The following is a 19,672-nucleotide window of genomic DNA, read 5'->3' as shown; positions in this document are numbered from 1 at the left end:
GCCCTGAATGTACGTCAAGTGACAAGAGAAGAATTCTTCGAGAAGGAGCGATCTCATGAGCACCAACCCCTTCGAGGACCCCGAGGGCACCTATCTCGTGCTCGTCAACGATGAGGGGCAGCACTCTTTGTGGCCGGCGTTCGTCGAGGTTCCCCAGGGCTGGCGCACGGTTCTGGCAGACGCCACGCGGGACGCGGCGCTCGAATACGTGAACACCAACTGGACCGATATGCGCCCCAAGAGCCTGATCAAGGCGATGGAAGGCGCCGGCGCGGCCTGACCCGCGGCACCGCCGCACCCGCTGGACCGCCGTGTGGCCCGCCCCGCCGGGACGCCTCCGACGCGTCGCACCCGATGGGCGGGCCACACCCATGTCCGCGCAACCCCGAAGACCAAGGAGAAGGGAGGAGCGAGATGCCGGTCATCGATGTCAACGGAATACAGCTCCACTACGAGGAAGCCGGCGAGGGCGAGCCGGTCGTGATGATCCAGGGGACCGGCGCCGGCCGCACCGTGTGGCAACTGCACCAGGTGCCCGCCCTCACCGCCGTCGGATTCCGCGTGATCACCCTCGACAACCGGGGCATACCGCCGACCTCGGAGTGGACCGAGGGGTTCACCCTCCAGGACATGGTCGGCGATGTTGCGGGGCTCATCGAGTACCTCGGGATCGGTCCCTGCCGGGTCGTCGGCACATCCCTGGGCGCCTTCATCACCCAGGAACTCGCGCTGTCCCGGCCCGATCTCGTGCGCCAGGCCGTCCTCATCGCCACCCGGGGCCGCACCGATGTGCTGCGGGCCGCCATCACACGTGCCGAGATCGAACTGTACGACGCCGAGGTGGAACTCCCGGTCCGGTACGCCGCCGTGGTACGAGCCCTGAAGTCGCTGTCCCCGCGCACCCTCGACAACGGGGCGGCCATGGCCGACTGGCTCGACCTGTTCGAACTCTCGCCCGCGGGCGGGCCGGGACACCGGGCCCAGATGGAGTTGAGCACACTGGACCACCGGCTCGAGGCATACCGGGGCATCCGGGTCCCCTGCCAGGTCATCGCCTTCGCCGACGACCTGATCACCCCTCCGCACCTGGCGCGCGAGGTCGCCGACGCCATCCCGGGAGCCGCGTACGAACTCATCGAGGGCTGCGGGCACTACGGCTATCTGGAGGACCCCGCCGCGGTGAACAAGGCGATGGTGGAGTTCCTCACCGGGACGGCCGCCCGCTGACGGCCATGGGAGGCCGAACGGCACCGGAACGAGGAGAGGGGGGAGGGGCCCGACCGGGGGTATCGGACGGCCCTCCCCCCTCTCGTCAAAGGGGTCGCTCGGCCACTAAGCGCTTAGCTGGAGGTGCCCCGACCTGCCGTCGATTGTCTGCGGCGCCGTCGTGGCTGGTCGCGCAGTTCCCCGCGCCCCTTCGGGGCGCCACCGAACCGCAGCCGACTTCCGCCGATCCGCTTAACGCTGCGGGTGGCCGGGCGACGCGCTGGGCGCCTCGTCCCTGCCCGTCCCGGGCGCGGCGGGCGGTGTGTACGAGGCCGCCGGCACATCGGCACCGCCCCCGGCCGGAGCCGACACGGGGGAGAGCCGACGGCCCGTCCCGGACGTGCCGCCGGGCCACCAGTTCCACGGGCCGAGTGCCGTCATCAGCGCCGGCAGCACGAAGATCCGGATGACCACGGCGTCGAGCATGATCGCCGCCGCTAGTCCCACGCCCAGCTGCTTGAACTCGACCGCGTTGAGCGTGCCGAAGATCGAGAACACGGCCACCATGACGATCGCGGCACTGGTCACGACACCCGCCGAGCGGACGATGCCCTCCCGTACCGAGTCCTTCACGGACGCGCCCTCCAAGGCCATCTCCCGGATCCGGCTGACCACGAACACGTGATAGTCCATGGACAGCCCGAAGAGCACCACGAACAGGAACAGCGGAAGCCAGGACACCACCGTGCCCGAACTGTCGAAGTCGAGCAGGCCCTCGGCCCAGGTGTGCTGGAAGACCGCCACCAGGACACCGAACGAGGCGGCCGCGGACAGCAGGTTCAGCAGCACCGCGGACAGCGCCACGGCCAGAGAGCGAAAGATCACCGCCATGGTGCCGAAGGTCAGCAGCAGCACGAAGCCCACCACCCAGGGCATGCGCTCCTCCAGATGGGCCGTGAAGTCGGCGCCCTGGGCCACCGCGCCGCCGACCGCGCTCTCGGCGTCCGGGACGTCCTCCAGCGCCTGGGGCACCCATCCGCGCAGCACCTTCATCGACTCGGTGGCCTTGGGGTTCTTCGGCGGGTACGGCGTGCCCACATCGACCGTGTGCACCCGGCGGTCCTCGGACTCGCGGATCACCGGCGTCTGGTCATGGGCGAACAGGCTGTTCCCCTCGGCACGGGCGATCAGCCCCCGCAGGGCGGCCTCGACCTGGCCGGCCTCGCCGGCGGGAGCCCGTACCGCCACCTTGTGCACGGTTCCCTCGCTCGGGAAGGCATCGGTGAGCCGGTCCGTCGCCCGCACGATCGGGATGTCCCGCGACAGGTCGTCCTGGCCGGGCTGCTTGAGCTTCATGTCCAGGGCGGGCAGGGCGAGCAGCAGCAGCGCGCCGATGGACACCACCAGGGTGAGAACCGGCTTGAGCAGCGCCGGACGCAGCAGCACGGGCCACATCCGCGACTCGCCGGAGCGCATCGTGAGCCGCCACAGGAACGGCACCCGGGGACGGTCCACCCGGCCGCCCAGCTTGGCGAGGAGGGCGGGCAGCACGGTCACCGAGCCGAGCACCGCGACCGCCACGACGATGATGGAACCGGTCGCCAGGGAGGCGAAGGTGGCCTCCTGGGCCAGATAGAGCCCGGCCATCGCCACGATCACGGTGGTGCCGGACACCACGACCGTATGCCCCGACGTCTCCGCGGCGATGTCGATGGCGTCGAGGTGGGACTTGCCCTTACGGCGCTCCTCCCGCTCCCGCTTGAGATAGAAGAGGGAGTAGTCGACGCCGACGGCCATGCCCATGAGCAGGATGACATTGCTCACCGCGCTGGTCTCCGGCAGCACGTGTGAGGCCAGGGACGACAGGCCCATCGCGGAGACCACACAGGACAGGGCGAGCAGCACGGGCACCCCGGCGGCGATGATCGCGCCGAAGACCACCAGCAGGATCAGCAGGGTCAGCGGAACGCTGATCAGCTCAGCCCTTCTGAAATCCTCGCCGATGGTGTCCGACATGCCCTTCACCGTGGAACCGTCGCCCACCTCTTCGATCTTGAGCCCGTCGTGGGCACGATCGGCCTCGGCGCTCACGTCCAGCAGCGGGCCGACCCGGTCCATGGCGTCGTCCTCGTCACCGGTCATGGTCACCGGCACCAGCAGGGCCTTGCCGTTCGGCGCGGGGACCGGCTCACCGACGCTCCGCACCTCGGGCAGGTCCTTCATCCGGTCGGTGATGTCCCGGGCCGCCCGCTCCGCCGCCCGCCGGTCCAGCTTCCCGCCCGAATCGGAGGTGATGAGCACGTTCTCCTCGGGCCGCTCGGTGAAGTCCCCCGAAGACACGATCTTGCCCGCCCGGCCCGACTCCCGGACCCCGGACTCCTCGGAGTCGAGCTTGTTCGTGCCGGCGGCGCCGCCGAGGAAGAGACACAGGACGACGAACACGACCCACAGTCCGATCGCCGACCACGGGTGCGTGGCGCTCCATCGGGCTACCCGTAATGTCGCCGGTTTCTTTCGCACCGTCGCTATCCTCCCAATGTCGCCGAACCGCCGGGGCGGCCGACGGGATTATGACGGTGAAACGTTAGTCGCGTGGCCCGGACGTCGATACGGGGTAAACCGCCTCGGTGGTCATTGTTTCCCGCAACTGTCACCCTGCGGGGAACCGCAGGGTGACAGTTGCGGGAAACCGTACTCGCCCAGGCGAAAACTTGACCGGAGGAAACTGCGGCCATTAGTTTCATATCCCGGTTCGTCCTTTCCGGTGGAGTGAAAATTCCATTGGCAAGTAAATGCCGCACCATTATGCGAATCAAGGGGAAACAATGGAAACCACGGTCCTCACTCGGCAACATGTTGCCAAGATCGTCCAGGAGAAGGGATTAGACCTTTTCATGGACCGGATGATCGACCGGCTCGACGAGGCGTTCCGTGAGGAAAGCCGACGGGGCATCACCCCGGCGCGGGACGGATTCCTGCGCGGTCCGGAGAACGCGGCCATCCTCGAATGGATGCCGCACCACCAGCCCGGCGACTCGACCACCATCAAGACCGTGGCGTACACCCCCACGAATCCGTCCGCCCATCAACTGCCCACCATCGTGGGCACCATGGCTCGCTACGACGATGTGACCGGCCGTCTGCTGGCCATCGGCGACGGCATCCTGCCCACCGCGGTCCGCACCGGCGCCGCCTCCGCCATCGCCAGCCGTCTGCTGGCCCGCCCCGACAGCCGGGTCCTCGGCCTGGTGGGCGCCGGTGCCCAGGCGGTGACCCAGGCCCACGCCCTGAGCCTGGTCTTCCCGCTGGAGCGCGTCCTCGTCCATGACATCGATCCCGCCCACGCCGAGTCGTTCGCCGAGCGCGTGGAATTCCTCGGAATCGACGTGCAGGTGGCATCCGTCGTGGAGATCGAGGCGGCATCGGACATCATCTGCACCGTCACCTCGGTCGGGGTCGGGGACGGCCCGGTCCTCCACGGCGAGCGGCTGCGCCCGCACGTCCACATCAACGCCATAGGCGCCGATCTGATCGGCAAGTACGAGGTGCCGCGGTCCGTGCTGAAGTCCGCCTTCGTCACCCCGGACCACCGGGGGCAGGCGCTGCGCGAGGGCGAGTGCCAGCAGCTCGACGCGAGCGACCTGGGCCCGGAGCTGCCCGAGCTGTGCGCGGAACCGGCGCTCGCCGAGGCGCGGCGGGAGGGGCTGACCGTCTTCGACTCGACCGGATTCGCCCTGGAGGATCACGTCGCCTTCGACGTGCTCCTCGAACTCGCGGAGGAAGCCGGCATCGGCGACCGGGTGCAGCTGGAACACCTGTCGGAGGACGCGCTCAACCCGTACTCCTTCCAGTGACGGAACCGGGCTGTGCCCGCCCGGACGTGGTGGGGCCGCGGACAGCCCGGCGGTGTGTCAGGCGCCCAGAGGTGCTCGACGGCGTATGGGACGACGTCGTCGGGCACCTCGGCATGTGTGCTTGTCGCCGGTCGTACGCCTCAGGACTCCAGATACCGCAGGACCGCCAGGATCCGCCGGCTGTAGCCGGCGGTGTGCGACAGCTCGAGCTTGTCGAAGATCGTGTTGAGGTTCTTCTCCACCGAGCTCAGCGAGATGTGCAGCTTCTGCGCGATGGCCGTGTTGGTGTGACCCTGAGCCAGGGTCTCCAGGACACTTCGCTCGCGCGGGGTGAGCCGGGCGAGCGGGTCACCGTGCGTGGTACGGATGACCAACTGGCGCACGACCTCCGGATCGATCGCCGCGCCGCCCGCGTGAATGCGCTCCAGCGCGTCCAGGAACTCCTCGACCTGGGCGACCCGGTCCTTCAGGAGGTACCCGACCCGCTCCGCGTTGGCGGCCAGCAACTGGGCCGCGTAGTTGCGCTCCACGTGCTGTGACAGCACGAGCAGGCTGATCCGGGGCCAGCGCTTGCGGATCTCCAGCGCGGCCCGCAACCCGTCGTCGGTGTGTGTCGGCGGCATCCGGATGTCGACGACGACCATGTCGGGCGTCCGCTCCTCGACCTCCTTCATGAGGGACACCGCGTCGCCCACGGCCGCGACGACCTCATGGCCCTCCTCGACGAGCAGGCGTACCAGCCCTTCCCGTAGCAAGGTCGAGTCCTCGGCGAGGATCACGCGCATGGAAGCTCCGCGGTAATGGTCGTGGGTCCCCCGAGGGGGCTGTCGATGTGCAGCAGACCGTCGAGCGCGCCCACCCGGCTGCGCAGCCCGGTGAGACCGCTGCCCGACGGGTCCGCTCCGCCGGTGCCATTGTCCTCGACCCGCACCACGAGCACCGCTCCGTACAGCGCGAGCCGGATGGAGATCGCCGTGGCACCGGAGTGCTTGGCGGCGTTGGTCACACACTCCGACACCACGAAGTACGCGGCGGTCTCCACCGTCTGGGGCAGCGCACGGTCGACCTCGAAGTCCATACGGATGGGGATGGAGCACCGCTCGGAGACCCCGCTGAGTGCCTCCTTCAGCCCCAGGCTGTCCAGGGCGGACGGATAGATCCGCCAGGTCGCCTCACGGAGTTCGGTGATGACCTCCTGGGACTCCTGGTGCGCCTGGTGCAGCAAGGCGTCCACCTGCTCGGGGTTGCGGGCACGGCTGCGGCGCGCCCGGCCGAGCAGCATGGCGAGTGCCACCAGGCGCTGCTGGATGCCGTCGTGGAGATCGCGCTCGATGCGGCGGCGCTCGGCGTCGACGGCCTGGACGACCGCGGCCCGGCTGGTGGCCAGCTCATCGATGCGCTGCCGCAGAACCTCCTGCTCGGACGGCCCGAAGCACTCGCGGGCCAGCTTGGCGTCCAGCACCGCCAGGGAGTAGATGCCCTGCACGTCGAGGAAGAGCAGCACTCCGCCGAGCAGCGCCTGGGTGAGGAGTTCCTGGAGGTCGAGGCGGCCTTGGACCAACCGCACGGCCAGCACGGCGGCGAGGATGACGCCGAACCCCAGCAGACCCACGACGATGGTGCACAGCAGCCCGGTGTAGCTGCGGGTCGCCAGATAGCGCAGGACCTTCTGGTCGGACGACTTGTAGTGCTCGGGGAAACGATCGCCGAAGAAGACGAAGCGGCGCGCCCGGTCCAGCGCCGCGACCCGACGGGCCCCGGAGGCGAGCGCGGCCAGGGCGCGGGGCCGGGTGCGCGGCCACAGCAGGAAGGCCGCCAAGGCCGTGCCGGCGATCAGCAGGTAGAGCAATCCGAGCATGGCCGTACAGCAGCCGAGGAGCGCTCCCGGAATCCTGCGCGGCCACGAGGGCTCCGCCGCCCCCCTGCCGTCGTGCTGACCGGGCGCGCCGAGAAACAGGTGATGAGTGGCGATATTTGTCAAATCCCCCTGCACGGGGGCAAAGCCTAGCCCGGCCGCACAGCCCGGGCAAGATCGCCCAGGCTGTGGCGCGAGCAGAGCGGAGGGGCCGGGCCGCGCGTCGTGGCTCATGAAGCGTGGCGCCGCCGGTCGCGCCCGCGGAAGCGCATGACCACATAGACCACTATGGCCACCAGAACCGCGACCAGGACCACCTTGGAGAAGACACCGACGTAGGTCTCCACCTCGTCCCACTGATCGCCCAGCCAGTAACCGGCCATCACCAGCACCGTGTTCCAGACCAGGCTGCCCAGCGTGGTCAGCAGGGCGAAGACCGGCAGCGGCATGCGCTCGACCCCGGCCGGAATGGAGATGAGGCTGCGGAAGATCGGCACCATGCGGCCGATGAACACCGCCTTGGTGCCGTGCTTCTCGAACCACTGCTCCGTACGGTCCAGATCGGACGTCTTCACCAGCGGCAGCTTCGCCCAGATGGCGTGCATGCGCCGGCGGCCGACGAGCATCCCGATCCAGTACAGCACCAGCGCGCCCACCACCGAGCCGAGCGTGGTCCAGAACAGCGCCGAGGCCAGGCTGATCACACCCTGACCCGCCGCGAACCCGGTCAGGGGCAGTATCACCTCGCTGGGCAGCGGCGGGAAGAGGTTCTCCAGCGCGATGGCCAGACCGGCTCCCGGCCCGCCCATCGCGTCCACGAGGTCCGCGGCCCAGCCGGCGATGCCGTCCGAGGGCTCCTGGGGCAGAGCCAGGGTCATCAAGTGCATGCGTGGTCTCCAACATGGCGGCCCGGCGCCAGGGGCGCCCCCCGCCCCGACGCCTGCCAATCTAGAAACCGCGGATCGGCGGGGACATGAGGATTGCCGCCCGACCCGGTGGTGTTCTCCGCAGCGCTGACCCTGCGGGAAACCGCAGATCAGCCCGGTGCCGGACGGCCCGGGCACACCACGCTCGCGGCACCGGGGACCGGCTCAGGAGAACTCGGCGCGCACCGCCTCCGTATGCTCGCCGAGTGCCGGCACCGGCCGCATCGGCGCCCTGCGGTCCGCCACCTCCACCGGTGGCAGCAGACCGCGCAGCGGCCCGACCGGGGAGCCGAACTCGCCCCAGCGGTCGCGGGCCTCGAGCTGGGGATGGGCGGCGAACCCCGCGATGTCGCGCAGCCGGGCATTGGCGATACCGGCCCCGTCCAGCAGCGCGATCAGCCCCTCTGCGGTATGGCCCGCGAAGCACGACTCCAGCTCCGCCGTCAGCTCCTCGTCATGGTGATCGACAGCAGCCCCGCCTCGCACTGGATGAGCAGGTCGTACGCCTTCTTCGCACGGTACGGGCCGCTGTCCCCGTAGCCGGAGATCGCGCAGGTGATCAGGCGGGGGTGGACGGCCCGCGGCGTCCGCACCCCCAGGCCCAGCCGGTCCACGGCGCCGGGCGCCAGATTGTGCACGAAGACATCGGCACGGGCGAGCATCGCATCGAGCAGCGTCCGGTCGGTGTCGTCCTTGAGATCGAGGACGACGCTCTCCTTCCCGCGGTTGATCCATACGAAGTAGGCCGACGCGCCCTTGGCCTCGCGGTCGTAGGCGCGGGCGAAGTCCCCGCCCCCGGGCCGCTCCACCTTGATGACCCTGGCGCCCGGGTCGGCGAGCTGACGGGTGGCGAAGGGAGCGGCCACGGCTTGCTCCAGGGCGACGACGGTGATGCCTTCCAGCGGCTGCGCGGGCACGGGCGGCTCCTTCGGTGCGGATAGCCCCTTGTCCACCCCGTGCCGGGCGGCGAGCGAACGCCGCCCGGCATGTGCCGCTCAGCCCAGCAGCCCACGCAGAAAGGCGATCTGCTCGGCCTGCTGATGGGTGCCCCCGCCGGATCCGGTACCAGCCCGGCCGCCACCAGCGCCGGCGCACCGCCCTGACTGCCCCCGCTGACCACGATCCGCGCGAGGTCCACCAGCGGATGCTCACGGGCGGCCTCCACCGTCCGCACCGCGTCCGTGTACAGCCGGCGGTAGTAGTAGTCGTCCGGGGAGAGCAGCCAGTTGTGCGGCAGCCCCCGGCCGCTGTTGTAGTCGAGGCACTGCACCACGCACGGCAGCGGGCCCGCCGCGTCGCGCGGAACCAGCAGCCGGCCGCGTATCCGGTGCCCGCCGAAACCGGAGAACTCCCCCCGAACGGTACCCGGCCATCCGGCCACCGTCGCGCACCTGGCCGCCGATCACCGCGATCCGGCGCCCCGGCCCGGAGTTCAGCGGTCGATACGCGCTCCGTGCGGGCCCGTGTCCGGTAGCTCGCCGACCCGCGCCGCGGCCGGGTTCAGCACCCGGGTGAGAAAGGCGCGGGTACGGGGGTGGACCGGGTCGGACACGACCTGCTCCGGTCCGCCCTCCTCCACGATCACCCCGTCGTCCATGAACACGACCCGGTCGGCGACCTCCCGCGCGAAGCTCATCTCATGGGTGACGACCAGCATGGTCATCCCCTCGTCGGCCAGGGCGCGCATCACCGCGAGCACATCGCCGACCAGTTCCGGATCGAGCGCCGAGGTCGGCTCGTCGAAGAGCATCAGCTCCGGGTCCATCGACAGCGCCCGGGCGATGGCCACCCGCTGCTGCTGTCCGCCCGACAGCTGCGCCGGATAGGCCGATTCCTTGTCGCCCAGACCGACCCGGCTCAGGGTCTCCCGCGCGATCCGCACCGCCTCCGCCTTGTCGCGGCGCAGCACCCGCCGCTGGGCGATGGTGAGGTTCTCCAGGGCCGTCAGATGCGGAAAGAGGTTGAACGCCTGGAACACCATGCCGATCCGCCGCCGCACCCGGTCGATGTCCACATCCGGGTCGGTGACCTCGGTCCCCGCCACGGTGACCGAGCCGGAAGTCGGCTCCTCCAGGAGGTTCACACAGCGCAGCAGCGTCGACTTGCCCGATCCCGACGGGCCGATGACACAGACCACCTCGCCCCGCCGGACGGTGAGGTCGATGCCCTTGAGCACCTCCAGGTCGCCGAAGGACTTGTGCAGCCCCTCCAGGCGGATGGCGATGCCGTCCGCCTCGCCGGTCCCCTCCACCTTCGTCGTCTCCTTCACACCGGTCACCTCGCCTTCGCCGCACGGGACTCGAGCCGGCGCACCAGCTGGCCGAGCGGCACGGTGATGATCAGATAGCACACCCCGGCGACCAGGATCGGGGTGAGGCTGCGATTCTGATTCAGCGCGTCCCGGCCGAACTTGGACAGTTCGTACTGGTCCAGGGAGAGCCCCAGCAGATAGACCAGGGACGAGTCCTTGGTCAGCAGGACCAGTTCATTGGTGAGCGGCGGCAGGACGATCCGGAAGGCCTGCGGGATGATGATCGAGGCCATCGCCCGCGTGTGGGACATGCCCAGCGAACGCGCCGCCTCCATCTGCCCCTTGGGCACCGCCTGGATGCCCGCCCGCATCGTCTCCGCGATATAGGCGGCTCCGACGAGCCCCAGCGCCAGCATGACCGTGACATACCGGTCCAGCGCCACCTGGAAGGCGAGCGGCACTCCGAAGCCCAGCGCGATGAACACCAGCAGCGCGGGCACCCCGCGGAAGAACTCGATATAGGCCACCGCCAGCCAGCGGTACGGCGGCACCTGCGAGAGCCGCATCAGCGCCAGCACCACCCCGAGGACCAGGCCGAAGCCGAAGCCGAGCAGGGTGTAGACGATGGTGTTGACCAGGGCGGTGGTGATGATCTCGGGGAACAGGGACCGGGCGACCTCGGCGTCGAAGAACGCGCGCCGCAGCTCACCCCAGTCCGCGGCCAGGACGATGGCGAGCAGCAGGGCGATGAGCACGGCGTACTGCACCGCTCGTATCGCCCGCACCCGCTGCCGGCGGGTCATTGCCATATGTATGCGGACTCCTCAGCTCCGATGACCGTCAGCGGGCGCGTCACTTCTTGGGCGCGGTGCCGAACCACTTCTTGTAGATCCGGTCGTAGGAGCCGTCCGCCCGGGCGTCCTTCAGCACCGCGTTGATCTTCTTGCGCAGTGCGTCGTTGCCGGTCCGCACGGCGATGCCGTACTGCTCTCCGGTGTCGAACTCGGCCGCCACGGCGGTGTCGGGGTTGTCCTTGACGTAGTCGTAGAGGACCCCGTTGTCGTTGATGCCCGCGTCGGTCTGGCCGGTCTTGACGGCGGTCAGCAGCAGCGCGAGATCCTCGAACTGGACCAGTTTGGCGCCCTTGGCATGCTTCTGGGCGTAGCTCTCACCGGTGGTCCCCTGCTGGACCGCGAGCTTCTTGCCCTCGAGGTCGGCGAGGGACTTGTACGGCTTGCCCTTGGGGGTGAGCAGCGCCTGGGTGGCCTCGAAATAGGGCTCGGAGAAGTCCAGGTTCTTCTCGCGCACATCGGTGATGGTCATCCCGGCGGCGGCCACATCACACTGGTTGGTGTTGAGGTCCTCCCCGGACTGGATGCCCTCGAAGGGCGTGTCCACGATCTCCTGCTTCACATCGAGCGCCGATGCCACGAGATCGACGATGTCCACATCGAAGCCGACGATCTTCTTGCCCTGCTTGGACTGGAAGGGCGGATAGGGCAGATGTGTGCAGGTCGTGAGCTTCCCGGACTTCACCAGGCTGATGTCAGAGCCGCCGGACCCCGATGACTTGGTGCTGGTGCACCCGGCCAACAGGGCTGATACAGCGGCGACGGCTATGACGGGCAACGCGGAGCGAGCGGACACGGCGCCTCCGGGGCAGGATGGGCAGGACGATCACGGATCTCATGATCAGTGAGTCGGCCCGAATCCTCCCACCGGAGGTGGCGTGATGTCTTCAGGTGTGTATTGCGACCACGTAACGGACGGGCGCCGACGGGCACCGGCGAGCATGGACAGGGACGAGGTCAGCGCCGCCGGCGCCGCTTGCGGCGCTTGCTCCAGAACCAGCCGGCCGGTGGCTCGTCGGCTCGCCAGGGCTGGGGCTCGGGTGCGCCGCGCCGCCACCGCGCGGTGAGCATCCGGGTGCGCGCGGCGGGCTCGGTGACCTCGGCACCCCGTATGAAGTCCTCGTCGAGTTCGACGTCGTCCCAGCCGTCGGCGTCGTCCCCTTGGGGTGTGGATCCGGTGCTCAAGGGGCACCTCCCCTTAATCAACAGTGCCGCTCGGGCACGAAAGCGTGTTCCTCTGGCGAGAAACGCCTGGGGTGTCCGCCGAGTTCCGGTGGACACCGCCCGGTTTGTGCCCGGTCCGTGCCCGGTCCCGCGAAGATCAGCCGGGCGGGTCCTGGACCGGGAGCCACACCCGCATCGCGCCGGGCTCGCGGTTCGCCCACGCGTAGTAGGGGATCGCGGTCACCCGGACCGGCTCGGGGACTTCCGCGCCGTCCGCCTCCCCGCCGGAGCCGACGTCCGCGCCGCCCGCGCCCCCGCGGGAGTCCGCGCCGCCGTCCCGGTACGGCCACCAGCCGTCGCGCGCCACAGTCCGACACAGGGCCCGGGAGGTGATCACGGTCACCCCGCCCAGCAGCTCCGGCCGGTGCTCGGCTCTCAGCGTGGCACCCGGGGCGAGGGCGATGTCGTCCAGCCGCAGCCCGGCGGGCTGGTCGGGCCACTCCAGGCAGTACACCAGCGGGCCGCGCTCGATCGCGGCACAGCCGCGCACCCCGTCGACCCGTGGATCGGGGCGGGTGAGCCGGGGGTCGAGCGGCAGGCTCAGCACGACCGTCTCCCCGGGCCGCCAGCGCCGCCGCAGCCGCAGCCAGCCGTTCTCGGCCCGCTCGGCCACCGGCTCCCCGCCGACCGTGGCCTCGTACGTCCGGGCCCAGTGCGGGATGCGCAGCGAAAGCGTCCAGTCCGCGTCCCGCGGGGCCGCGTCCACGACCACCGCGATCCGCCCCTCCCACGGGTAGCCGGTACCCACCCGCACCGCCCCGCCGCCCGCCTCGTACGAGCCGGACGCGTACTGGTGCAGCTGGAGCCCCTCGGTGTCGCCGCTCGCCATGTAGTGCGGCAGCGAGGCCAGCAGCCGCATCACGTTGGGCGGGCAGCAAGCACACCGGAACCATGGCGTCCGGTGGGCGTTCTGATCGCCGGTGGCCGCCTTACGGTGCTCATCGTCCTGGCGGACGTGCAGCGGATTCACATAGAGCCAGCGCTCACCGTCGAGCGAGACCCCCGATGCGAATCCGTTGAACAGGGTCCGCTCCACCAGATCGCTGTAGCGGGCCTCCCCGGTCAGCAGCGCCATCCGCCAGCCGAAGTGGATGGCGGCGATGGCCGCGCAGGTCTCCGCGTACGCCCGGTCCGGCGGCAGCTCGTAGGCGTCCCCGAAGGACTCCAGCTCATGCCGGGATCCCACCCCGCCCGTCAGATAGGTCTTTGTCGCGGCCATGTCCTCCCACAGCCGCACCAGGGCGTCCCGCAGCCCCGTATCACCGGTCTCCGCCGCCACATCCGCGGCCCCGGCCAGGAGGTACAGCTGGCGCACCGCGTGCCCGGCGACCGCCGTCGCCTCCCGCACCGGGACGTGGTCCTGCCAGTAGGGCGCCCCGGGCCGGGGGCCGGGGGAGCCCTCCGGCGGGCCGTCGCCGAGGCTGCCCCGGCCGCGCCGGTCCACGAAGTGCCCGGCCAGTTCGAGATAGCGCCGCTCACCGGTCTCCCGGTACAGCTCGACCAGCGCCGTCTCGATCTCCGGATGTCCGCAGACCGTCTCGTCCTTGCCGGGCCCGAACCTGGCGTCGACGAGATCGGCGCACCGCACCGCCACCGTGAGCAGTTCGTCCCGGCCGGTGGCCCGGTGGTGTGCGACCGCGGCCTGGAGGAGGTGGCCCGCGCAGTACAGCTCATGCCCCCAGTGCGGTTCCGCCCACCGCCGGGCGTCCGGCCCCAGCTGGTAGTACGTCTGGAGATAGCCGTCCTCGGCCTGTGCGGCAGCCACCAGCCCGGCCAGCCGCTCCACCTGCCGGGACAACTCCTCCTCGGCCGGTCCCTCGCCGCCGTCGGCCAGCTGCCAGGACGCCGCCTCCAGCCATTTGTGCACATCGGAGTCCTGGAACGGGAAGTCGCCCCGGAAGCCGGACTGCGCCGCTTCGGCTCCCGCGGCGGCCCGCAGATTGGCGAGATTGCCCGCCCGCTCCAGCCGGTCCGGCCCCTGGGGAACGCTCACCTCGGCGTTGACCCGGCGTCTGGCGGCCCAGAAGCCCCCCGTGATCCGGGCCGCGGTGGCCGGGCGGAGCGCGGTGTGCGCTGCCTCGGAGAACCGGATCGGACCTGCGGACATCCGCCCACCCCTTACACCGCACCGCCGGCCATGCCTGTCTCCCGGTCAGGAGTGGAAACCGGTTTCCGCCGCGAGCATAAGGAGGTGTTCTTCCGGCCGACAAGACTTTCCACACACCATTCAACAACATTCAACATGTGGTCACGGTGTGCGGACGCGGCGCCCGCGGCGGTGGCCTATGCCGAGGTCAGCGCCCCCTGCTCGGCCACATGGGCCACCACACAGGTGACGTTGTCGGGCCCGCCCGCGCGGTTGGCGAGGGCCACCAGCTCCCGTACGGCCCTGCCCGGGTCGTCCTCCGAGGCGAGCACGCGCCGGATCTCCCCGCTGGGCACGACCCCCGTCAGCCCGTCCGAGCACAGCAGATAGCGGTCCTCGGCGCGGGCGTCCCGCAGGGCGAAGTCCGGCTCGAACGCCGAACCGCCGCCCATGGCGCGCAGCAGCAGCGCCCGCTGGGGGTGCGAGGCGGCCTCCTCGGGGGTGATCCGCCCCTCGTCGATCAGCGACTGGACCACGGTGTGGTCATGGGTGATCTGGAAGAGCTCACCGTCGCGCAGCAGATAGGCGCGCGAGTCGCCGATATGGACCAGCCCGAGGCGGGAGCCCGACCACACCACCGCGGTGAGCGTCGTGCCGACGTCCCGCAGCGCGGGGTCGGAGGCGGCCAGCGCGGAGACCGACTCCCGGGCCCGGTGGGCCGCCTCCTCCAGGGCGCTCAGCAGCTCCCCGCCGGGGACACCCGCATCCAGCGGTTTGAGCGCCTCGATCGCCGCCTCGCCGGCGTGCCGGCCGCCTCCGAAGCCGTCGGCCACGGCGAGCAGGCGCGGACCGGCGTAGCCGGCGTCGTCGTTGCTCTCCCGGACCGAGCCGGTGTCGGAGAGCACGGCGTAGCGGATCCCCAGGGTGGGGTGGTCAGAAGACATCGTGGTGTCCTTCCCGGACAGATGGTCGACGAGGAAGGCGGCCAGGTCCCTCCTGGCGGCGGTGTCGGCCTCGACCCGCGCCCAGTACGCGCGCACCTCCCGCGCCGCCGCCTCCGGCGCCAGCTCGCACACCGCCCGGATGTCGGCCAGCGGCATGCCGAGCCGCCTCAGCCACGCCACCAGACGGGCCCGCTCCAGCTGGGCCGGATCGTAGCGGCGGTAGCCGGAGTACGGATCGACGCGGGCGGGCGGCAGCAGCCCGAGTTCGTCGTACAGGCGAAGTGCCTTGGGGGACAGCCGCGAGGCCCTCGCGAACGCACCGATGGTCAGCAGCCCCATGCTCGCCCTCCTCGTCGCCGGGCACCTCGCCCGGCCACCACGATGCTCGGGCTTCCCCTTTGGGGAAGGTCAACGATGGGCCCCTGATCAGTAGCTCGACTCTCAAGCGAACTAATTCCCGAAGTAAATGAGCGCCCGCGATCCGATATCAAGCTCTCATGGCAATGAGTCGGTCATATCCATACATCTTGCTTTCTTCAGGTATCCGCCATGCTTTACCCGGGAACTGACGGTGTATCCGCACGTTCTCGTGGCCTCACGAGAAGAGGGAGGTCCTCTCATGGCCGTTTCCACCACCCCGGGCACCGTCTGGGGCACCTGGATCAACTTGCAGGGCGGCATCCACTCCGAGCCCGCCCCGGTCACGTTCGCCGACGACCGGGTGCAGGTCTTCATCCGGGGCGGGTCGAATGTCCTGTGGAGCAGGGTGGAGGCCCGCGACGGCAGTTGGGGGCCGTGGCAGCAATACCCGGGCCTGTCCGTCGACGGCATCCCGGCGCCGATCCGGGGCAAGGACGGAAAGGTCCGGGTCTTCTACCGCACCCCGAGCAACAACCTGGAGGTCATCACCCAGACCTCCATCAACTCCGGGTACGGACCGCCCCAGACCCTGGTCACCGGCATCGGGGACGACCCGGCCGCCGCGCTCGGCGCCGACGGCCGCATCTATGTGTTCTTCCCCGGCACCGACAACGCCCTGTGGTACATCCGCAACCAGGATCTGCAATACGAGACCTACAGCGCCGCCACGTCGCTGGGGGGCGGCATCTTCGCCACGCCTTCGCCCATCCTGGACGGGGGAGGGCGGCTCGTGGTGGCGGTCAAGGGGGCGGGCGAGACCCTCTACACCATCCAGCAGCAGACGGAGAACGCCGCGGTCTGGGAAGCCTTTTCCCTCAACGCCTCCAATGTGACCAGCCGCCCGTCGGTGTGCCTGGACGCGGCCGGCCGGGTGCAGATCTTCTACCGGGGTTCCGACGGGTCCGTCCGGCGGGTCGGACAGAGCGACGACTACGACACGTTCGGCGCCCCGGTGAGCCTCGGCGCCCAGATCGTCTGGCGGCCCACCTGCGCCCTGGCCCAGGACGGCCGGATCAACGTGTTCATCAAGGCCGGCGACAACGCCCTGTGGGTCGCTGTCCAGGACACCGAGAACGGCACGGCGTACAGCGGCTTCCAGTCCCTGGGCGGGGTCGTCGGCTCCGCGGGTGTCGGGGTCCCCATCCTCAACGAGGAGAATCTGCTCTACGTCTTCATCCAGGGCAGCGGAACCGCCAGGGACCTCTGGCTCCAGCGCCAGACCTTCGTCTGATCACTCTCATCGCATCGCCGAGCGCTGAGAGTTCCGCCGCCGCATCCCCACCCATGCCACCGATCCCGAGCTGACCACCGCCGACATCGAGCGGCCCGAGGAGGGGCTGACCGCCCCTCCCGCATCACCGGTGTCCGAGGGCTGTTGACGTCCCCAGGAGGACCGGTACCTTCACGGTGCACACGATGTCGGACATTGTTCGTAATTTCGAACCTCAGTGAGGGAAGTCATGAGCGAACCAGTCGACAGACGGCACTTCATCGCCACCACGGTCTCAGGGGCCGCGGCCATGGCGCTCACCGCCGCGGCCGGAGGCACCGCCGCGGCGGCCGCCCCCGGCGCCACCCCGGCCGCACCCCACCGCAAACCCGTGGCGCCGACCAGCGTCCGGCCCTTTCCGCTCAGCGCCGTGACCCTGCTCCCCGGCGCCTTCAAGGACAACCAGTCCCGCAACACCGCCTATCTGCGCTTCGTCGACATCGACCGGCTGCTGCACACCTTCCGCCTCAACGTCGGCCTGCCCAGCGGCGCCCGGCCCTGCGGCGGCTGGGAGAGCCCCACCACGGAGCTGCGCGGCCACAGCACCGGCCACCTCCTGTCCGGACTGGCCCTCAGCTACGCCAACACCGGCGACACCGCGCTGCGCGACAAGGGCCGCACACTGGTCTCGGCACTCGCGGCCTGCCAGACCAGGTCCCCGGCCGCGGGCTTCGGCCAGGGCTACCTCTCGGCGTTTCCCGAGAGCTTCTTCGACCGGCTGGAGGCCGGTTCCGGAGTGTGGGCCCCGTACTACACCATTCACAAGATCATGGCCGGGCTCGTCGACCAGTACCGGCTCGCGGGCAACGCCGAGGCCCTGGAGACCGTGGAGCGCCAGGCCGCCTGGGTCGACACCCGTACCGGGAAGCTGGGCTACGACCAGATGCAGCGGGTGCTGCAAACCGAGTTCGGCGGTATGAACGACGTCCTCGCCGATCTGCACGAGATCACCGGCGACAGCCGCTGGCTGAAGGTCGCCGAGCGCTTCACCCACGCCCGTGTCTTCGACCCGCTGGCCCGGAACGAGGACCGGCTCGACGGGCTGCACGCCAACACCCAGATCCCCAAGATGGTCGGCGCCATGCGGCTGTGGGAGGAGGGGCTCGACAGCCGCTACCGCACCATCGGCGAGAACTTCTGGAAGATCGTCACCGATCACCACACCTATGTGATCGGCGGCAACAGCAACGGCGAGGCTTTCCACGAGCCCGACGCCATCGCCGCCCAGCTCTCCAACAACTGCTGCGAGAACTGCAACTCGTACAACATGCTCAAGCTCACCAGGCTGATCCACTTCCATGCCCCGGAGCGCACGGATCTGCTCGACTACTACGAGCGCACCCTGCTCAACCAGATGCTGGGCGAGCAGGACCCGGACTCGGCCCACGGCTTCAACATCTACTACACGGGCCTCGCCCCCGGCTCCTTCAAACAGCAGCCGTCGTTCATGGGCCCCGACCCCGATCAGTACTCCACCGACTATGACAACTTCTCCTGCGACCACGGCAGCGGCATGGAGACGCAGGCCAAGTTCGCCGACACCATCTACACCTTCGCCGACCGCAGTCTGCTGGTGAACCTCTTCATCCCCTCCGAACTGCGCTGGCAGGACAAGGGCATCACCTGGCGGCAGACCACCGGTTTACCCGACCAGCAGAGCACCACCCTCACCGTCTCCTCCGGCGGCGCCTCCCTCGAACTGCGCGTCCGCATCCCCTCCTGGGCGGCGGGGGCCACCGCCAGGCTCAACGGCACCGCCCTCGCCGACCGGCCGGCCCCCGGCAGCTGGCTGATCATCGACCGCCAGTGGAAGACCGGCGACCAGGTCGAGGTGACCCTGCCGATGGAGCTGACCTTCGACCCCACCCCGGACGACCCCGATGTCCAGGCCGCGCTCTACGGGCCCGTCGTGCTCGCCGGGGCGTACGGCGGCCGCACCGGAATGACCATGCCGCGCCTGGACAAGGGATCCGTGACCCGGACGGCCACCAGCCCCCTTCGGTTCAGCGCCACGGCCGGTGGGGAGAGCGTGACCCTGCTGCCGGTCGCCCGCGTCCACCACCAGCACTACAACGTGTACTGGCTGACCGGACAGCCACCCACCGCGCCGCCCGCCTTCGCCGCCTGGCACCGCTTCGACGAGACCTCCGGCACCGCCGCCGCCGACGCCACCGGCCGTGGCAAGGCCGCCCGGCTCGCCGGCGGCGCCTCCTGGACGGCGGGCAGAACCGGTGGCGCGGTCGCCCTGAACGGCACGGACGGACATGTCGTCCTCGCCGACGACCTCCTGGCCGGGGCCCGTGCATACACCCTGGCCACCTGGGTCCGGCTGGACGGCACCCCCGCCGCCTGGACCCGGATCTTCGACATCGGCACCGGTGTCACCGCCAATATGTTCCTCACCCCCGTGGCCGACTCCGGGAAGCTGCGCTTCGCCATCACCGCGGGCGGCGGCGGGGCCGAACAGCGCGTCGAGGCCGCCCCGCTGCCCACCGGCCAGTGGGTCCATGTGGCCGTGGCCTACGGCAACGGCACCGCCGTCCTCTACGCGGGCGGGCGCGAGGTGGGGCGCAACACCGCCGTCACCCTCGAGCCCGTCCACTTCGGCAACCACATCCGCGCCGGCTACCTCGGCAGGTCGCAGTACCCGGACCCGTATCTCAAGGCCGCGTTCGACGACTTCCGCGTGTACGGCAGGACACTCAGCGCTAATGAGGTCGCCACTTTGGCCCAAAGCTGAGAGGCTCGGGCGGGCGGGCCGTGCCCACGGTCTGCCCGCACCCAA

17 protein-coding genes and 1 pseudogene are annotated in these 19,672 nt (G+C 70.1%); 5 read left to right on the top strand and 13 right to left on the bottom strand.

Features of this window, described 5'->3' with window-relative positions; all coding sequences use genetic code 11:
* Positions 1–55: 55 nt before the first annotated feature.
* On the top strand, positions 56–280 hold the full coding sequence (locus tag NQU54_RS14080; protein WP_069871580.1) for an MbtH family protein: 225 nt from the start codon (positions 56–58) through the stop codon (positions 278–280).
* Positions 281–414: 134 nt separating this feature from the next.
* Positions 415–1,227: an alpha/beta fold hydrolase gene (locus NQU54_RS14075; protein ID WP_257631365.1), complete on the top strand. Its 813-nt coding sequence runs from the start codon at positions 415–417 to the stop codon at positions 1,225–1,227.
* Between the two features lie 231 nt (positions 1,228–1,458).
* On the opposite strand, the gene NQU54_RS14070 is transcribed toward NQU54_RS14075, so the two are convergent.
* Positions 1,459–3,648 (bottom strand): MMPL family transporter, encoded by a 2,190-nt coding sequence (locus NQU54_RS14070; protein WP_257631364.1) that lies wholly within the window; start codon positions 3,646–3,648, stop codon positions 1,459–1,461.
* 350 nt (positions 3,649–3,998) lie between these two features.
* Here NQU54_RS14070 and NQU54_RS14065 point away from each other — a divergent pair, with 350 nt between their 5' ends.
* Entirely contained in the window at positions 3,999–5,060 is a 1,062-nt protein-coding gene (locus NQU54_RS14065; protein WP_306278695.1) for an ornithine cyclodeaminase family protein, read from the top strand.
* 140 nt (positions 5,061–5,200) lie between these two features.
* Here NQU54_RS14065 and NQU54_RS14060 read toward each other — a convergent pair whose 3' ends face one another.
* The 12 genes and pseudogenes from NQU54_RS14060 to NQU54_RS14010 form a co-directional block, all read right to left on the bottom strand.
* Entirely contained in the window at positions 5,201–5,845 is a 645-nt protein-coding gene (locus NQU54_RS14060) for a response regulator (protein ID WP_173963146.1), read from the bottom strand.
* On the bottom strand, positions 5,836–6,918 hold the full coding sequence (locus NQU54_RS14055; protein WP_257631362.1) for a sensor histidine kinase: 1,083 nt from the start codon (positions 6,916–6,918) through the stop codon (positions 5,836–5,838). The genes NQU54_RS14060 and NQU54_RS14055 overlap by 10 nt, the downstream gene beginning before the upstream one ends.
* A 227-nt stretch (positions 6,919–7,145) precedes the next feature.
* Positions 7,146–7,802: a DedA family protein gene (locus NQU54_RS14050; protein WP_069871782.1), complete on the bottom strand. Its 657-nt coding sequence runs from the start codon at positions 7,800–7,802 to the stop codon at positions 7,146–7,148.
* A gap of 204 nt (positions 7,803–8,006) precedes the next feature.
* Positions 8,007–8,327: a CoA transferase gene (locus NQU54_RS50535; RefSeq protein WP_441005743.1), complete on the bottom strand. Its 321-nt coding sequence runs from the start codon at positions 8,325–8,327 to the stop codon at positions 8,007–8,009.
* A complete protein-coding gene (locus NQU54_RS50530; protein ID WP_441005742.1) occupies positions 8,285–8,758 on the bottom strand; it encodes a CoA transferase in 474 nt (157 codons plus the stop codon). Before NQU54_RS50530 ends, NQU54_RS50535 begins: the two co-directional genes overlap by 43 nt.
* Before the next feature lie 113 nt (positions 8,759–8,871).
* A pseudogene (locus tag NQU54_RS14040) lies at positions 8,872–9,192 on the bottom strand (acetylxylan esterase); the annotation flags it as partial.
* A gap of 81 nt (positions 9,193–9,273) precedes the next feature.
* Complete coding sequence (locus NQU54_RS14035; RefSeq protein WP_284705992.1) at positions 9,274–10,110, bottom strand: amino acid ABC transporter ATP-binding protein; 837 nt, start codon at positions 10,108–10,110, stop codon at positions 9,274–9,276.
* A 5-nt stretch (positions 10,111–10,115) separates the two neighbouring features.
* Positions 10,116–10,901: an amino acid ABC transporter permease gene (locus NQU54_RS14030; RefSeq protein ID WP_069871592.1), complete on the bottom strand. Its 786-nt coding sequence runs from the start codon at positions 10,899–10,901 to the stop codon at positions 10,116–10,118.
* Between the two features lie 43 nt (positions 10,902–10,944).
* Positions 10,945–11,739 (bottom strand): basic amino acid ABC transporter substrate-binding protein, encoded by a 795-nt coding sequence (locus NQU54_RS14025; protein ID WP_251772587.1) that lies wholly within the window; start codon positions 11,737–11,739, stop codon positions 10,945–10,947.
* Positions 11,740–11,900: 161 nt separating this feature from the next.
* Positions 11,901–12,128, bottom strand: coding sequence for an SGM_3592 family protein (locus NQU54_RS14020; protein ID WP_069871597.1), 228 nt, complete (start codon positions 12,126–12,128; stop codon positions 11,901–11,903).
* Between the two features lie 136 nt (positions 12,129–12,264).
* Entirely contained in the window at positions 12,265–14,274 is a 2,010-nt protein-coding gene (locus tag NQU54_RS14015) for a glycoside hydrolase family 127 protein (RefSeq protein ID WP_257631361.1), read from the bottom strand.
* Positions 14,275–14,450: 176 nt separating this feature from the next.
* Positions 14,451–15,536, bottom strand: coding sequence for a MerR family transcriptional regulator (locus NQU54_RS14010; protein ID WP_257631360.1), 1,086 nt, complete (start codon positions 15,534–15,536; stop codon positions 14,451–14,453).
* 280 nt (positions 15,537–15,816) lie between these two features.
* Between NQU54_RS14010 and NQU54_RS14005 the strand changes: the two genes are divergently transcribed.
* Together NQU54_RS14005 and NQU54_RS14000 are read left to right on the top strand one after the other, a co-directional pair.
* A complete protein-coding gene (locus NQU54_RS14005; protein ID WP_257631359.1) occupies positions 15,817–16,848 on the top strand; it encodes a DUF8189 domain-containing protein in 1,032 nt (343 codons plus the stop codon).
* A 229-nt stretch (positions 16,849–17,077) separates the two neighbouring features.
* Positions 17,078–19,627, top strand: coding sequence for a glycoside hydrolase family 127 protein (locus tag NQU54_RS14000; RefSeq protein ID WP_257631358.1), 2,550 nt, complete (start codon positions 17,078–17,080; stop codon positions 19,625–19,627).
* Positions 19,628–19,672 lie beyond the last annotated feature (45 nt).

It is taken from the genome of Streptomyces malaysiensis subsp. samsunensis (assembly GCF_024519315.1).
GTDB lineage: Bacteria > Actinomycetota > Actinomycetes > Streptomycetales > Streptomycetaceae > Streptomyces > Streptomyces malaysiensis.
This window is presented reverse-complemented; position numbering and strand designations above follow the sequence as displayed.

What these genes read in the sequence shown, in the direction of transcription:
- NQU54_RS14015 (WP_257631361.1), bottom strand. Translation starts at nt 14,274, where the DNA reads ATGTCCGCAGGTCCGATCCGGTTCTCCGAGGCAGCGCACACCGCGCTC.
- NQU54_RS14060 (WP_173963146.1), bottom strand. Translation starts at nt 5,845, where the DNA reads ATGCGCGTGATCCTCGCCGAGGACTCGACCTTGCTACGGGAAGGGCTG.
- NQU54_RS14055 (WP_257631362.1), bottom strand. Translation starts at nt 6,918, where the DNA reads ATGCTCGGATTGCTCTACCTGCTGATCGCCGGCACGGCCTTGGCGGCC.
- NQU54_RS14000 (WP_257631358.1), top strand. Translation starts at nt 17,078, where the DNA reads ATGAGCGAACCAGTCGACAGACGGCACTTCATCGCCACCACGGTCTCA.
- NQU54_RS14080 (WP_069871580.1), top strand. Translation starts at nt 56, where the DNA reads ATGAGCACCAACCCCTTCGAGGACCCCGAGGGCACCTATCTCGTGCTC.
- NQU54_RS14075 (WP_257631365.1), top strand. Translation starts at nt 415, where the DNA reads ATGCCGGTCATCGATGTCAACGGAATACAGCTCCACTACGAGGAAGCC.
- NQU54_RS14050 (WP_069871782.1), bottom strand. Translation starts at nt 7,802, where the DNA reads ATGCACTTGATGACCCTGGCTCTGCCCCAGGAGCCCTCGGACGGCATC.
- NQU54_RS14005 (WP_257631359.1), top strand. Translation starts at nt 15,817, where the DNA reads ATGGCCGTTTCCACCACCCCGGGCACCGTCTGGGGCACCTGGATCAAC.
- NQU54_RS14065 (WP_306278695.1), top strand. Translation starts at nt 3,999, where the DNA reads ATGCCGCACCATTATGCGAATCAAGGGGAAACAATGGAAACCACGGTC.
- NQU54_RS14010 (WP_257631360.1), bottom strand. Translation starts at nt 15,536, where the DNA reads ATGGGGCTGCTGACCATCGGTGCGTTCGCGAGGGCCTCGCGGCTGTCC.
- NQU54_RS14030 (WP_069871592.1), bottom strand. Translation starts at nt 10,901, where the DNA reads ATGGCAATGACCCGCCGGCAGCGGGTGCGGGCGATACGAGCGGTGCAG.